At 45.1% G+C, this 13332-nt stretch carries 18 protein-coding genes; 10 read left to right on the forward strand and 8 right to left on the reverse strand.

The features are described 5' to 3' along the window. Positions 1-22: 22 nt before the first annotated feature. Together SB24_RS19020 and SB24_RS19025 are read right to left on the reverse strand one after the other, a co-directional pair. A complete protein-coding gene (locus tag SB24_RS19020; protein WP_015417642.1) occupies positions 23-1513 on the reverse strand; it encodes a sodium:solute symporter family protein in 1491 nt (496 codons plus the stop codon). Next, positions 1513-1713 (reverse strand): DUF3311 domain-containing protein, encoded by a 201-nt coding sequence (locus tag SB24_RS19025; RefSeq protein WP_003153716.1) that lies wholly within the window; start codon positions 1711-1713, stop codon positions 1513-1515. The genes SB24_RS19020 and SB24_RS19025 overlap by 1 nt, the downstream gene beginning before the upstream one ends. Positions 1714-1898: 185 nt before the next feature. Between SB24_RS19025 and SB24_RS19030 the strand changes: the two genes are divergently transcribed. Together SB24_RS19030 and SB24_RS19035 are read left to right on the forward strand one after the other, a co-directional pair. After that, on the forward strand, positions 1899-2822 hold the full coding sequence (locus SB24_RS19030; RefSeq protein WP_039254856.1) for a ring-cleaving dioxygenase: 924 nt from the start codon (positions 1899-1901) through the stop codon (positions 2820-2822). Between the two features lie 2 nt (positions 2823-2824). Then, the gene (locus SB24_RS19035; RefSeq protein WP_023356960.1) at positions 2825-3427 is read left to right on the forward strand and encodes an alpha/beta hydrolase; all 603 of its coding nucleotides are present in this window, start codon (positions 2825-2827) and stop codon (positions 3425-3427) included. A 43-nt stretch (positions 3428-3470) separates the two neighbouring features. Here the strand turns inward: SB24_RS19035 and SB24_RS19040 are convergent, their stop codons facing one another. Continuing rightward, on the reverse strand, positions 3471-4079 hold the full coding sequence (locus tag SB24_RS19040) for a nitroreductase family protein (protein ID WP_003153727.1): 609 nt from the start codon (positions 4077-4079) through the stop codon (positions 3471-3473). A 129-nt stretch (positions 4080-4208) separates the two neighbouring features. Between SB24_RS19040 and SB24_RS19045 the strand changes: the two genes are divergently transcribed. Continuing rightward, positions 4209-4550: a transcriptional regulator YodB gene (locus SB24_RS19045; RefSeq protein WP_039254860.1), complete on the forward strand. Its 342-nt coding sequence runs from the start codon at positions 4209-4211 to the stop codon at positions 4548-4550. 39 nt (positions 4551-4589) lie between these two features. Here SB24_RS19045 and SB24_RS19050 read toward each other — a convergent pair whose 3' ends face one another. Next, positions 4590-4958, reverse strand: coding sequence for a hypothetical protein (locus SB24_RS19050; RefSeq protein ID WP_039254861.1), 369 nt, complete (start codon positions 4956-4958; stop codon positions 4590-4592). A gap of 52 nt (positions 4959-5010) precedes the next feature. Next, on the reverse strand, positions 5011-5400 hold the full coding sequence (locus SB24_RS19055; protein ID WP_003153733.1) for a tautomerase family protein: 390 nt from the start codon (positions 5398-5400) through the stop codon (positions 5011-5013). A 202-nt stretch (positions 5401-5602) separates the two neighbouring features. Here SB24_RS19055 and SB24_RS19060 point away from each other — a divergent pair, with 202 nt between their 5' ends. After that, a complete protein-coding gene (locus tag SB24_RS19060; RefSeq protein ID WP_003153736.1) occupies positions 5603-5842 on the forward strand; it encodes a hypothetical protein in 240 nt (79 codons plus the stop codon). 34 nt (positions 5843-5876) lie between these two features. Here the strand turns inward: SB24_RS19060 and SB24_RS19065 are convergent, their stop codons facing one another. Continuing rightward, positions 5877-6341, reverse strand: a complete 465-nt coding sequence (locus SB24_RS19065; RefSeq protein WP_039254863.1) for a hypothetical protein — start codon at positions 6339-6341, stop codon at positions 5877-5879. Positions 6342-6492: 151 nt separating this feature from the next. Between SB24_RS19065 and rarD the strand changes: the two genes are divergently transcribed. From rarD to bshB2, 4 genes are all read left to right on the forward strand, one after another. Further along, a complete protein-coding gene (gene rarD / locus SB24_RS19070; protein WP_228750729.1) occupies positions 6493-7335 on the forward strand; it encodes an EamA family transporter RarD in 843 nt (280 codons plus the stop codon). Positions 7336-7402: 67 nt separating this feature from the next. Continuing rightward, positions 7403-7681 (forward strand): hypothetical protein, encoded by a 279-nt coding sequence (locus SB24_RS19075; protein WP_003153742.1) that lies wholly within the window; start codon positions 7403-7405, stop codon positions 7679-7681. Beyond that, entirely contained in the window at positions 7678-8028 is a 351-nt protein-coding gene (locus SB24_RS19080; RefSeq protein ID WP_007611980.1) for a YojF family protein, read from the forward strand. Before SB24_RS19075 ends, SB24_RS19080 begins: the two co-directional genes overlap by 4 nt. 17 nt (positions 8029-8045) lie before the next feature. Continuing rightward, a complete protein-coding gene (gene bshB2 / locus SB24_RS19085) occupies positions 8046-8711 on the forward strand; it encodes a bacillithiol biosynthesis deacetylase BshB2 (protein WP_007407961.1) in 666 nt (221 codons plus the stop codon). A 27-nt stretch (positions 8712-8738) separates the two neighbouring features. Here bshB2 and SB24_RS19090 read toward each other — a convergent pair whose 3' ends face one another. Together SB24_RS19090 and SB24_RS19095 are read right to left on the reverse strand one after the other, a co-directional pair. Beyond that, entirely contained in the window at positions 8739-9587 is an 849-nt protein-coding gene (locus tag SB24_RS19090) for an STAS domain-containing protein (protein ID WP_015417636.1), read from the reverse strand. A gap of 13 nt (positions 9588-9600) precedes the next feature. Further along, entirely contained in the window at positions 9601-10962 is a 1362-nt protein-coding gene (locus SB24_RS19095; RefSeq protein ID WP_015417635.1) for an MATE family efflux transporter, read from the reverse strand. Between the two features lie 277 nt (positions 10963-11239). Between SB24_RS19095 and cdaS the strand changes: the two genes are divergently transcribed. Together cdaS and SB24_RS19105 are read left to right on the forward strand one after the other, a co-directional pair. Next, complete coding sequence (cdaS, locus tag SB24_RS19100) at positions 11240-11866, forward strand: sporulation-specific diadenylate cyclase CdaS (protein ID WP_015417634.1); 627 nt, start codon at positions 11240-11242, stop codon at positions 11864-11866. Between the two features lie 118 nt (positions 11867-11984). Beyond that, on the forward strand, positions 11985-13196 hold the full coding sequence (locus tag SB24_RS19105; RefSeq protein WP_039254869.1) for a macrolide family glycosyltransferase: 1212 nt from the start codon (positions 11985-11987) through the stop codon (positions 13194-13196). Positions 13197-13332: the final 136 nt, after the last annotated feature.

A 13332-nucleotide genomic window follows, 5' to 3' on the forward strand; every position in this document is an offset into this window, starting at 1 on the left:
TTTACGTGCCGGCTTCTTTCTGTTAAGCGCCTTTTTGGTTCAGTTCATCAGAAGGCGCTTTATTGAATAAACCGTCTTTGACGGCGTTTGAAGCCGCTTTTTTTACAAAAAACGGGTTGAGGACAATAACGGCTGCCATATTAGCGGTCAAACCCCAAAAGCCTTCATATATACCGTGGGCGGATTGGGTGATATTTACCGTGAATGTCACGATAAGACCGACGAGAAGACCGATAATTGTCGCTTCTTTCGTTTGATTCTTCCAAAACAGACTGACGGCGATAGCCGGAAAGATCTGAACCATGCCGGAAACACCGAGAAGCTGAAGGGTAACGAGCGCAGTCGGGAACAGCATGCCGAATAAAAGCGCGAGCCCGATGACGACAAATACCATTGAACGGGTGATCATCGTCAGCTTGCTTGGTGACACATTCGGGTGAATCAAATCCCGATATAAGTTATTCGCAAATAAGTTTGATGCTCCGATGGCCATGATAGAGCAGGGAATCAATGACGCAAGAGCAATCGTGGAGTAAGCAAAGCCCTGCGCGACTCCGCCGTAAGACGTTTGAATCAGCTTCAATAAAGCGAGCCGCGGATTGGTATCTTCCGGCAGGACAAGAAACGCGATAAAGCCGAGAAAAATAACAAGAATCAAAACAATATTATAAAGCGGCAGAAACATGCTGTTTTTGCGGACGGCATCTGCGCTTTTTGCCGTAAATACGCCGGTTGCCGCATGCGCCCACATAAAGAGCGCCAGCGCAGATACGATGGAAGCTGTGATAAACCAAGGAATTCCTTTCGGCCCCGAGTCCGGAATCGTCAGCATTTGCGGCGCTTTTTCAGCCAAAGTGTGAATCATCGGCGTCCAGCCGTGAAAATGGATCAGCGGGAGTGAGACGACCATAAACAGCATAATCACCCACACGAGAATGTCTTTAATAATCGCCGTAAACGTCGGCCCTTTAATTCCGCTGAAAAAAGTATACAGCGCTACAAGAATAAAAGAGATGATGACGACCATATTGACATTAATGACACCCGTTCCGGCCACCTGAAGCGTATCTTGAATTCCGCTCAGCTGGAGACAAATATAAGGAATGAGCATAAGTACGCCGACAATGGCGACAAGACTGGCCAAAAGTTTACTGTCAAAACGCTCACGGGCATAATCGGCAAGCGTCGTTAATTTGTGTATTTTTGCCACTTTCCACAGCTTCGGCAGAAAGAAATACGCGATAAAATACGCCAAAACAGAATACGGGATTGCAAAAAAAGCAACGCTTCCCCCTGTGTAGGCAGTGCTTGTTAAGCCTAAAAACGTATAAGCCGTATAGAGATCCGCGCCGACTAAAAACCAGACGAGGAGCCCCCCGAACCGTCTGCCGCCGACAGACCATTCCTCAACAGAAGTGCGTGATGATTTGTCTCTCCCGGCTATAAAGCCGATACAGACAACGGTTAAAACGATGACGGCTGTAATGATCAATGCTGTTATATTTGCGGGCATCAGTCCAGTCCTCCTTGTTTCTTCTGCAGCCTATAAATAAGAAACGAACATAATGGAGTGACTGCGATCCATAAAAGCAGCCAGAAATGAAAAAAAGGCAGCCCGATAATGATCGGATGAACCCGATTAGCGACTGACAGCAGGGCCAGCTGGCTGAAAGGGATTAAGATGAGAACGAAAATTAGTGCTTTTCTGACCATTTACTTTCCTCCTGAAACTTGATAATGCTCCTTATCATAGCAGGTGTCAGATAAGATCACAAGATATTTTTCAGAAAAAAAAGAATTCTATTACTTTTTTAACTGAAACACTTTAGTTGCATCTTCATTCATATTAAATTAGAATAGTTAATATCTCGAAATCAAGATATTTAGGAGTGAATACATTGAATACACAAGGATTGCACCATGTTACCGCATTTGCAAAAGATCCTGCTGAAAATCTTCGGTTTTATACTGAAGTGCTGGGTTTGCGGCTCGTTAAAAAAACCGTTAATTTTGACGACCCGGCCACTTATCACTTTTATTTCGGCAACCAAAACGGAGAGCCGGGTACGATCATTACATTTTTTCCTTTTCAGGGAAGCCGCCCGGGAACCGTGGGAAAAGGGCAGGCCGGAAGAATTTATTTCTCCGTGCCGAAAGGAGCACTCGCGTTTTGGAAGCGCCGGCTTGAAGAAAACGGCTTGTCTGTAAAAGAACAGATCATGCTGTCTGAACAAGTGCTTCTCTTTAATGATACAGAAGACCTGCCGCTTGCCATAATGGAAGATGAAAGAAGCGGACAGAGTGAATGGTCTCCTGAGGGCATTACTGAAAAAGAAGCGATCACAGGCATGAGAGGTGTTCTTCTGTACTCGTACCGTCCTGAAGCAACCATTCAATTTCTCATAGAACGCTTCGGTTATTCAAAGACAGGAGAAGAACAGCAGATTGTCAGGCTGCAATCGGAGGCGCGGATCGGACATATTATAGATGTTGATCTCGCGCCGAAAGAAGCAGGTATCGGCGGTTACGGGACGGTTCATCATGTCGCTTTCCGCACTAGCGAAAAAGAGCAGGCGGAATGGAAGGATATTCTTGCTGATTCTCATCTTGTTTCATCTGACATTCTTGACAGGTCTTACTTTACATCAATCTATTTCAGGGAAAGCGGCGGCATTTTATTTGAAATGGCAACCGATGAACCGGGGTTTATGACGGATGAATCCTTTGAAAATCTCGGAACAGAGCTGAAGCTTCCGGAATGGCTGGAAGAGCATCGCAGCCAGATTACAGCTGTTCTGCCCAAAATGGAGAAAGGAGAATGATGATGAAACATGTGTTTGAACAGGGAACGTCAGAAAATGTTCTGCTGCTTTTGCACGGAACGGGAGGAAATGAACATGATCTTCTGTCGCTCGGACGTTTTATCGATCCGAACGCAAGTCTGCTCGGGGTCAGAGGATCAGTGTCGGAAAACGGCATGCCCCGTTTTTTTAAGCGGCTGAAAGAAGGCGTATTTGACGAGAAAGATTTAATTGAACGGACGGAAGAATTAAAGAATTTTATTGATGAAGCGGCGCAAATGTACGGATTCAGCAGAGAAAACGTGATTGCTGCCGGCTATTCAAACGGCGCCAATATTGCAGCAAGTCTTTTGTTTCATTATAAAGATGTACTGAAAGGAGCGGTTCTGCATCATCCGATGGTGCCGATACGCGGAGTGAAGCTGCCTGATATGGAAGGGATGCCTGTGTTTATCGGTGCGGGAAAACGCGATCCCCTATGTACAAAAGAAGAATCGGAGGAGCTTTATCAGTATCTGACAGATGCCCATGCATCCGTTTCTCTTGTTTGGCAGGAAGGCGGTCATCAGCTCACACAGCAGGAAGCAGAGCAGGCACGAACCTGGTACAGTGAGCGATTCCTATAAAAAACCCTTAGTCCGCTTAAGCGGACTAAGGGTTTCTTTCATCTTACAGCCAAGTTGACACTTTAGATACAGGCAGCCGGTTGCTTTTATGCGCCGGCTTAACGGCTTTACCGATTGAAATCAGCATGACGGGCACGAAACGCTCGCTCACGTCGAATTCCTTAACGAATTGCTCTTTATTGAATCCGCCGATCGCGCAAGTGTCGTAGCCTTTTGCTTTAGCGGCAAGCATCAGCTGCATCGCTGCTAAAGAAGCGTTTAAAAATGCTGAATCACGGGCAAACTGATCATTTTGATATGCACCGTTAATCTGGCCTAAAAGCGTTTGTTTAATCTCTTCTGTGATATTGCCTTGCTCAGCCAGTTCAGCATAAACGTCTTCACCATTTTCATTTGCTTTTAAATCGCCTAATACGGCAATAACTGCTGATGAATCAATAATCTGTTTTTGATTAAAAGCAACCGGAAGCAGGGCAGCTTTTGCTTCATCACTGTGAAAGACTTGAAAATGCCAATGCTGAAGGTTCCAGGCGGAAGGCGCTTGCGTTGTGATTTCAAGGAGTTCTGTTAATTCCTCTTTTGTAATGACCGCGTCTTTATCGTATTCTTTAACAGATGCGCGTTCTTTTAAAACGTCTAATACGGATGTCATCATGTTTCCTCCTTCGGATAAACGTGTTATCATAATAGAAAAGTTAGAAGCTTACTAAATGTAACTCGAAAACTAATTTTAATGGATCACAAAAAACTTGTCAATTCATAGATGAAGGGATGAACTCACGTGGGATATACAATGTGTCCTAAAATGGAATCCGCTTTTTCTCTTTTGGGAAAGCGCTGGAACGGCCTCATTATCCATGTACTGATGGACGGGCCGAAACGATTTAAAGATATGACCGAAACGATACCGACAATCAGCCAAAAAATGCTCGCGGAGCGGCTCAAAGAGCTGGAACAAAATGAAATCGTCGAGCGTCAGGTGCTGCCTGAAACACCTGTCAAAGTCATTTATAAACTGACTGATAAAGGCTTGGCCCTGCAAGCCGTTTTTCAGGAAATGCAAAAATGGGCAGACAGTTTTTGCGAGCCCGGGGGATCTGACAACGACACATGTGATGAATAACAAAGGCTGCCCAAGGCAGCCTTTTCTTAATGATCATGTTTACTCGTCATAAAAACCATTAATATCAAAATTGTTCAGATTGAGATTCAAGTCTTTTAATTGCTTTAATAAAGCATCGAATGTAAGGAAATGATCATTTTTATATTCCGCCGGGACATCATTTGGAGAAAATAGTTTCATTCCTCCCTCAATCCACTGTTTCCGGTATAACTGAAATGCCGCTTCAATTAAATGATCAGGCGTTACAATAAACCCTAAGCTTACGTCATGGTCCTCGCTGTAGCCGAATTCAAACCCGCAGCAGGGGCAAATATCAAATGTTTTTTGATATTCGCCGTTATAAACGGGACTTGTCTCTAATCCTTTAAATCCGCATATTAAACAAGGATACAACTCACTAACCAACATACATCCCTCTTTTATTCAGTTTGCAATCATTCAGAACAAGCCGGGAGGCCTTTTACAGTTTCCCGGTTAAAAACTGAGCCTCACCAAGCCCGAAGCTCCAATCGGCGTTCCCGTTTTCTGTAATGGAAATCATGACGTCCTCGGGTGATATGCCGCATTCTGTTTTAAGCTGATCAGCCATCAGTTGATATAACGTTTCTTTTTGATGTTCGGTGCGCGCTTTGCTGACAATGCTGATGATGACAAGATCTTTGCTTCTTTTGAAACCGAGCCCGGTATCTTCAATGATAAGCTCATGAGGCCGATGCTGGTGAACGATCTGATAACGGTCCGTTACAGGGACGTCAAAAGCTTTAACCATGGCGTAATGGGCGGTATCCAGTAATTTCTTTAATGCTGCGTCATCCCGGCCTTCAATAACGTCAAAACGAAGTAATGGCATATTTTATTCCCCCTGATGGTTTTTTATCATGTCGCAACTTGTAAAAAAGTATAACAGTTAATCAAAATGTAATCAAATTATAACCAAAATATTTATACATTAATGCAATATCACAGAGAGGCACATGTTGTTACAATCGCCCAATCAATTTCCTCATTTTATGAATACGCTTAAGAATAGGCAGACATAAAGGAGGAAAAACATGTACCCTCGTCATGCATTGTATCGCGGGAATTTCGGTCCTGCCGGATTTCCGGCGAGAAGTCCTTTTTTGTTCGGCGCTCCTTTATTCGGCGGATTTTTAGGCGGTCTTCTCGGAGGCGTGATTGCCACAGGCTTTACAAGACCCCGCTATCCGTACGGGTTCGCCGGTTACGGATACGGAGGCGTCCCATACGGCGGTTTCGGGCCGGGTGCCGGCGGTTATCCGCCATTTTATTAAAGAAAAAACGGCCTGCATCGCGCGGGCCGTTTTTTTATCTTAAAATCTCCACTTCCGATAGATTGTAGTCTTCCTGTTTTGAAAACATAACTTCAATCATCCCGTCTTTATAGACTGCTTTTGTTCCTTTCCGTTTGACGAGGCTCGGAAGGACGATTTCTTTTTTTCCTTCTCCCAGACTGCTGTTCTCTACAACGAGGCTGTGTGACGTATGCTTAATCCTGATACGGTCGAGTTCCTCTTGTTCGGCGGGAATTTTCGCAAAAACATGATCGGATGTTTCAAAAAGGTCAATTTCCGGCTTGGGCGGTTCCGCTTCGACCGGCTCGGCCTTTTTGGACATTGGGTCGCGAAAAGGGAACTGTCCGGCATAACCGGCGCCGAATACGCTTTCCATCACTCGGTTGACATATGTCTCGACATCTTTCGGATCAGCATTTTTAAACGTTTCTTTAGAGAACTGATTTTGGAAGGGAAAATATCTGTTCCAATCAAACACGGCATCTCACCCTTTCTTAACGGACAACATAGTATATGCCCGCCGGAAGCTTCCCGTGATATAATATAATCTGTTTACAGAAAGGAAGGGGAAGGCCGTGCAAGGGAATAACGCAAGAAAAGGAATCATTTATACCGCTTGTTCTTTCGTCATGTGGGGGCTGTTTCCGGTCTATTGGAAACTTCTTGAACAAATACCCGCATTGGACATTTTAGCTCACCGGATTTTATGGTCATTTGTTTTCATGTGTGTGCTTTTAACTGTGCTTAAGAAGTGGAAAACCGGATGGCGTGAACTGCGTCTTTTGAAATCGGAAGGGGGCCTGCTGGCGCTTTTTTTCGCTTCCGTTTTAATTTCCGTTAATTGGTTTGTGTACATATGGGCCGTCAATCACGGCTTTTTGCTTGAAGCAAGTCTCGGGTACTACATTAATCCGCTCGTTTCCGTTCTTTTGGGCATCCTATTCTTAAAAGAAAAGCTTAACAAGATGCAAACAGCAGCCGTTTCTATTGCCGGGGCGGCCGTGATCATATCTGCGTTTCAATATGGCGCGGTTCCTTATATCGCATTGCTGCTTGCATTCAGCTTCGGTCTGTACGGCTTATGTAAAAAAAGAACCCGCATGTCCAGCACGATCGGACTGACGCTGGAGACGCTTTTGATTACCCCGGCTGCACTTATTTATTTAGGATATACAGCTGACGGGAGCACTCCCGGGTCCTTGGGGGCAGGAACATGGGCGCTCCTATTCTTCGCAGGCGTATTTACGGCTCTGCCGCTGTTGCTGTTTGCAGAGGGGGCAAAGCGTCTGCCGCTGTATCAAGTCGGCATTTTGCAATATATAGCGCCGACCATTACCCTTATGCTCGGCGTATTTGTGTATCATGAACCGTTTTCCGGGCAAAAAGCGTTTACCTTCATTTGTATATGGGCAGCATTGCTTTTGTTTACCTTTTCACAGATAAAATGGAAGCGGCCGATAAAAAGCCGCTAAGCCTTTCGCTTTCCAGCGATAGCTTAAATTATGTATAATCATTACGAGTATGTAAAGGAGCTGTACAATGGGCACTGATAAAGACATAGCAAAAGCCTATCAGGCACTGTGGAATAACCGCACTCTCCCGGCTTCAACTCTTGAAGAAGCGGAGAAGGCAATTGATCTTGAACTGCTTGATCAAAGAACACATCCGAGGCTCCGGAAGTCACCCGAGGAAAAGTTTGCTCTGGCGGTGCAGCGAATTGTAGATTCCCGGCTGCGGCCGATTGAGAAATATGAATTGGTTGAACTACATACGAAGCGTTTGCAATTTTTAAAAGAAGAAAGAGGGGAGCAGCTATGAAAGCGATCATAAAAGAAGATGTGCAAACTTCTTTAGAGCGATATGCCGATCGTCCTGTATATATCCATTTGGAAACAACGACCGGTTCTTATTCAGCGCATCTGAATGAGAAAAACATGACGGTTGTAGCCTATATACGCAATGCAAAAGTGACGTACCATCAGGCGAAAATCAAAGGAAACGGCCCGTACCGCGTCGGTTTGAAAACGGAAGAAGGCTGGATTTACGCAGAAGGTCTGACTGAATATACAGTAGATGACGAAGACCGCTTGTTAATGGCAGGGCATCTGCCGGGCGGAAAATTGGCGATTTCGCTTCAAATCAGCGAAAAGCCGTTTACAGTTTAAAGAAAAGGGTGAAAATCATGAAAGAACATGTACTCGTCATCCTGCCTCACCCTGATGATGAATCATACGGAGTGGCAGGGCTGATTGCTTTACACAGACAAAAAGATATTCCCGTTACGTATGCATGCGCAACGCTTGGCGAAATGGGCCGGAACATGGGAGATCCTTTTTTCGCGAACCGTGAAACACTGCCGCTGTTAAGAAAACAAGAGCTGATCGACGCATGCAAAGCAATGGACGTTACTGACCTTAGAATGCTCGGGCTTCGTGATAAAACACTTGAATTTGAAGATGACGAGTGGCTCGCGGATATGATGGAAGAGATTATCGACGATGTAAAACCGAGTCTGATTGTCACATTCTATCCGGAGCACGGCGTCCATCCGGATCATGATGCATGCGGCGAAGCGGTTATCAGAGCGCTTTACAGAAAGAAAAAAGAGGACCGCCCGCGCACGCTTTGCATGGCAATCACCCGCAACAGGGAGGAAGCCGTCGGCAAGCCTGATGTTATTCTTGATATTAAAGAGGTTGCCGATATTAAAATGAATGCCTTAAAAGCGCACCGCACCCAAACGGAAGGCATGCTGAGAGAGCTGGAAGAAAAAATAAAAAATAACGAGCCGGTTCTTCAGACATGGTTTGAAGAAGAAGTGTATTGGACATATCCGTGGAAAGACTGATAAAAAAAGGGATAAGGCTGAAATGCCTTATCCCTTTTTTTGTGTCAGATCGGAAGCGATCGCTTCTGCAAGCGAAGACCTTATTGATAAATTTGAAAAACTCAGTCCGAGCTGCACTGCGGTTTGGGCGATTTCAGGACGGATTCCGGATATTGTCGCTTTCACGCCGAGCATTCCGAGTGATTCAATTAAGGTGAAAAGCTGTTGGGCAACCATCGTATCAATCATGGCTACGCCCGATAAATCAATGTACAGCTGCGTGATGCGCTTCTCTGAACACTGGTGCAGCGTATTCTCCAAGATCATTTTTGCTCTTGCCGTGTCAATATCCCCGATCAGCGGCAGCAGTCCGACATTGTCAAAAAGCACAATTACCGGCGAGCTCAGCTCGGTGATCAATTCTTTTTGCGCTTCAAGCTGAATGTTTGTGTTTTTATACATTTCCTCTATGAAAATATGAATCACCACATCAAACGATTTAATCAGCGTATGGAATATATCTTCGGCATCTTCTTCTGTCAAGGTGTCTGAATGAAGTCTGGTAAACTGCTTGACATGGCCGACATACAAATCACGAACTCTGATAAACTCGCGAATGATGTAATGGATGGGAGTTTTTAAATGTTCTTCATCCCGTGCGGCTTCAAACGCCCACTTTTCCAATGCCGCTGTATATACTTCCTTCTCTTCAGAAAAAATCCGATTGAGCTGATAATTAAACGCCAGATTTTGTTTTTTCAGATTCGTGAGTACAGCCGGGTCAGTAGAAGCATAAACAGAATCAGGATCCGTATCATGAAGCGTATCAAACCATGTCTGACTGATGTCCTCCGCCCGTTCAGTTAAATAATCGTACAGCAGTTTATGTTTTGGCATTGCTGCTCCTCCTTTATGAAATTATCATTTTTTTTACATAACGCGTTTGCAGCTTCATCAGTCTGAAGAATAAACCGACAGCTCCTGCGGCAAGTCCCGCAATTAAACCGATCCAGTAGCCGTATGCCCCGAGGCTCGTATAAGTGCCGACTGCGTAACCGAGCGGAAGCCCGATGATCCAATACGACACAAAAGCCGCGCCAAGTGTATAGTTGACATCCTTATATCCTCTCAGAGCGCCTTGTATCGGAGCTGCTACGGCATCAGAAAGCTGGAAAAACAGCGCATAGATTAAAAAGTGCTGCGTCAACATGAGCACCGCCGGATCTGATGTATACATTCCGGCGATTTGCGGCCTGAACAGTAAAATGAAAGCCGCCGTGCATAAAGAAAAACTAAGCGCCATCACGATCCCGATATAGCTGTATGAGCGGGCATCTCTATAGCGATTTGCACCTGCTTCAAAGCCGACCAAAATGGTCATGGCCATGGATACGCTGAGCGGCAGCATATACAAGAGGGAAGCAAAATTCATTGCCGCTTGGTGGGCTGCAATCGTCACCGTCTGAAAATGGCTCATAAGCAGTGTGACAGCCGCAAAAATGCTCGTTTCAAAAAATACCGCAAAACCGATAGGCAATCCGATTTTCAAAAGCTTCCTGCATTCAGACGGAGAAAAACGGTACAGTTTCCGAAATACAGAGTACCCGGCAAACGGCTCAAATCTGCAGACGATAAAAAAGCTGATGGCGCAAATACACCAGTAAGTCAGGGCGGAAGCGAGCCCCGCCCCGACTCCTCCCAATGCCGGCATGTTGAATTTCCCGAAAATAAATACATAATTTAAAACAAAATTAATAGGCAATGAGCAAAGCGTAATAAGCATTGTGACTCGCGTTTTGCCGAGTGCGTCAATAAACGAGCGCAAAACGTTGTACACAAACAAAGGAAAAATACCGAGGGATAAAAATCCTAAAAAGTGTTTTGCGATCGTCCGGACACGAGGTTCCAGGCCCAAATGTCCCAAGATCATATCAACGGTGAAAAAGCCGATCAGGATAACCGCCGCACTGAGAACGGCCGCTACATAAACGGCCTGGATGACGGAAAACGGCACTTCCTTTTGTCTGCCGGCTCCAAACAGCTGCGAAACAACGGGCGTAACGGCCATTAATATTCCTGCCAGGCCCGTATAAACCGGCGTCCACAGGCTTGAACCGATTGCAACCCCGGCTAAATCGGCAGCGCTCACTTTCCCTGACATCACCGTATCCAAAAAGGTGATCAGGGAAAGGCCCGCCTGTGTGATTAAAATCGGAATGAAGATATGTAACAGCTGTCTGACCTTTTGGCCGATCGTGTTCGTTTCTCTCAAGTTAGGTTCCCCGTTTCTTTATTTTAACGAGAGAAATTATAACATTTTATGTATAAAAAGCAATGAAAGCCGGCCTACTCTTTTTTGTCCGGTTTCGGCTTTTTAAACATCTTGGCATAAATGAATGAAAGTGAAATGACCCCTAAAAAGGTGCAGATATATTGCATCAGCCGTGCGAATTCCATATGATGTGCGCCTCCTTTCATGATTATGGTGCACACAGCGGCGCATATCCATGCGCACGATGCAGAAAATAAGGGAAAGGAGCTGATGTGACATGCGCCACACTCAAATGACGGAAAGCGCGTTTACCGCTGCCGTTCAAACGTATTTGAAACAAATTACAGAGGATGCCGGAATGATACTGCGGACATTGAATGAAAAAGACCAATGCCTTCTTTGCGAATTAGATGAACTGGGACATACGTTTCAGGAAATGCAGGCTGTCGCTTCGTCGTTTTACCTGCAGTCATATATCGAACATTTCACGCCTTCCTATACAGAGCTGGCGAGGGCCGTGCAGCATCTGGCGGAAGAAAAACACGGAGCGCTGATTGTGATTGAACGTGCAGATCCGCTGGACGGAATGATACAAAAAGGGACCAGCCTGCATGCCGAGATCAGTGCAGCTTTAATTGAGAGTATTTTTTATCCCGGCAATCCGCTTCATGACGGAGCCGTATTGGTCAGAGAAAACCGAGTTGTATCAGCAGCCAATGTGCTTCCGCTCACAACAAAACATGTCGATCTCAAATACGGGACGCGCCACAGGGCCGCGATGGGACTTTCGGCCGTGACTGATGCACTCGTGCTCGTTGTTTCAGAAGAAACGGGAAAAATGTCCTTTGCTAAAGACGGCGGACTGTATCCGCTTGTTTCGCCGCGGGCGCTTCATACGAAATAATAAGAAAATGGGAATATTGTACCCATTTAATATTAATAAGGTGAACATCTTTACCTTTTTCTGTATTGATGTTATCGTTTAAATATACATAAAATTTAAAAGAATAGGGAGTGGAAAGATGGCAAATGTATTGATGATCGGCTTTCCGGGAGAAGGCCATATCAATCCGTCTTTAGGCGTCGTAAAAGAACTGAAGGCAAAAGGGGAACATGTCGTATATTACGGCGTGAAGGAATATGAGAACAAAATCGCGTCAAGCGGAGCGGAATTCCGTGAATATGAAGATTTCCGAAAAGATGAATTCGGAAAAAACGCAACGGGTGATGAACAGCGGGACGCTACCGAGTTTTTGCTTTTAATGATTGAGACTTCCAAAAAAGCCGCACTCCGTATTCTTGAGGAAGTAAAAGATGAATCCTACGACTACATCCTGTATGATCATCATTTTCTGGCAGGAAGGCTCGTGAGAAACCAGCTGAAACTGCCGGCATATTCACTTTGTACGACATTTGCAATGAATGAAGCATTTATTAAAGAAGTGTTTTCAAATACAAACCTTGTATCAGAGGAATCATCTCATTATCCGGCTTATACCGAAGCGGTCAGCCGGCTCAATGAAGAATTCAGCGCAGACATTAAAACGCCGTATGATATTTTCTCAAATGACGGCAGAAAAACCATCGTATTTACTTCAAGAGCGTTTCAGCCGAAAGAAGAAGAGTTTGGCGATTCTTATCTCTTTGTCGGTCCGTCCATAACCGAAAGGGCGGCGGCTCAAGATTTCCCGTTTGAACAGCTTGCAGGAGAAAAAGTCCTGTTTATTTCCATGGGCACGATTTTTAACAATCAGAAGGAATTGTTTAATAAATGCTTAAAAGCGGTCAGAAACTTTAACGGAAAAGCCGTCATGTCAATCGGCAAACATCTTGATCCTGCGGAGCTTGATGAAATTCCTGATAATGTCATTGTCAAGCCTTATGTTCCGCAGCTTGAGATCCTGAAAAGAGCGGACTTATTTATCACTCACGGCGGAATGAACAGTACGAGCGAAGGGCTTTACTACAAAACCCCGATGATCGTCATTCCGATGGGCGCAGATCAGTTCGCCGTCGGAAGCCAAGTGGAAAACACGGGCGCGGGCAAAATGTTTAAAAAAGAAGATGTAACAGCGGAACTGCTCACTGAAGCAATAAAAGAATTGAGCGAAAATCCTGAATATCAGACAAAAGCTTCTGAAATCGGAGAATCCCTGAAAGCGGCCGGCGGAGCACAGCGTGCAGCGGAATTGATAGCAGAAGACGTGAAAACTGCCGAGACCCGGGTTCTGTAATCAGCCGTCACCCGCTTCCTTTAAAGGAAGCGGGCTTTTTTTGATTGTTTTTCGGGAGGATTTTTCACGCCGTAAAGAGAATTGTATGAAAAACAGACAAGAAAGGTGGAATGTCGCGGAAAAAAGCCATGTTATG

Origin of the sequence: Bacillus sp. Pc3, from assembly GCF_000815145.1 — a bacterium.
Lineage (GTDB): Bacteria > Bacillota > Bacilli > Bacillales > Bacillaceae > Bacillus > Bacillus velezensis.

What these genes read in the sequence shown, in the direction of transcription:
- SB24_RS19020 (WP_015417642.1), bottom strand. Translation starts at nt 1,513, where the DNA reads ATGCCCGCAAATATAACAGCATTGATCATTACAGCCGTCATCGTTTTA.
- SB24_RS19025 (WP_003153716.1), bottom strand. Translation starts at nt 1,713, where the DNA reads ATGGTCAGAAAAGCACTAATTTTCGTTCTCATCTTAATCCCTTTCAGC.
- SB24_RS19035 (WP_023356960.1), top strand. Translation starts at nt 2,825, where the DNA reads ATGAAACATGTGTTTGAACAGGGAACGTCAGAAAATGTTCTGCTGCTT.
- SB24_RS19040 (WP_003153727.1), bottom strand. Translation starts at nt 4,079, where the DNA reads ATGACATCCGTATTAGACGTTTTAAAAGAACGCGCATCTGTTAAAGAA.
- SB24_RS19050 (WP_039254861.1), bottom strand. Translation starts at nt 4,958, where the DNA reads ATGTTGGTTAGTGAGTTGTATCCTTGTTTAATATGCGGATTTAAAGGA.
- SB24_RS19055 (WP_003153733.1), bottom strand. Translation starts at nt 5,400, where the DNA reads ATGCCATTACTTCGTTTTGACGTTATTGAAGGCCGGGATGACGCAGCA.
- SB24_RS19060 (WP_003153736.1), top strand. Translation starts at nt 5,603, where the DNA reads ATGTACCCTCGTCATGCATTGTATCGCGGGAATTTCGGTCCTGCCGGA.
- rarD (WP_228750729.1), top strand. Translation starts at nt 6,493, where the DNA reads ATGTGGGGGCTGTTTCCGGTCTATTGGAAACTTCTTGAACAAATACCC.
- SB24_RS19075 (WP_003153742.1), top strand. Translation starts at nt 7,403, where the DNA reads ATGGGCACTGATAAAGACATAGCAAAAGCCTATCAGGCACTGTGGAAT.
- SB24_RS19080 (WP_007611980.1), top strand. Translation starts at nt 7,678, where the DNA reads ATGAAAGCGATCATAAAAGAAGATGTGCAAACTTCTTTAGAGCGATAT.
- bshB2 (WP_007407961.1), top strand. Translation starts at nt 8,046, where the DNA reads ATGAAAGAACATGTACTCGTCATCCTGCCTCACCCTGATGATGAATCA.
- SB24_RS19090 (WP_015417636.1), bottom strand. Translation starts at nt 9,587, where the DNA reads ATGCCAAAACATAAACTGCTGTACGATTATTTAACTGAACGGGCGGAG.
- cdaS (WP_015417634.1), top strand. Translation starts at nt 11,240, where the DNA reads ATGCGCCACACTCAAATGACGGAAAGCGCGTTTACCGCTGCCGTTCAA.
- SB24_RS19105 (WP_039254869.1), top strand. Translation starts at nt 11,985, where the DNA reads ATGGCAAATGTATTGATGATCGGCTTTCCGGGAGAAGGCCATATCAAT.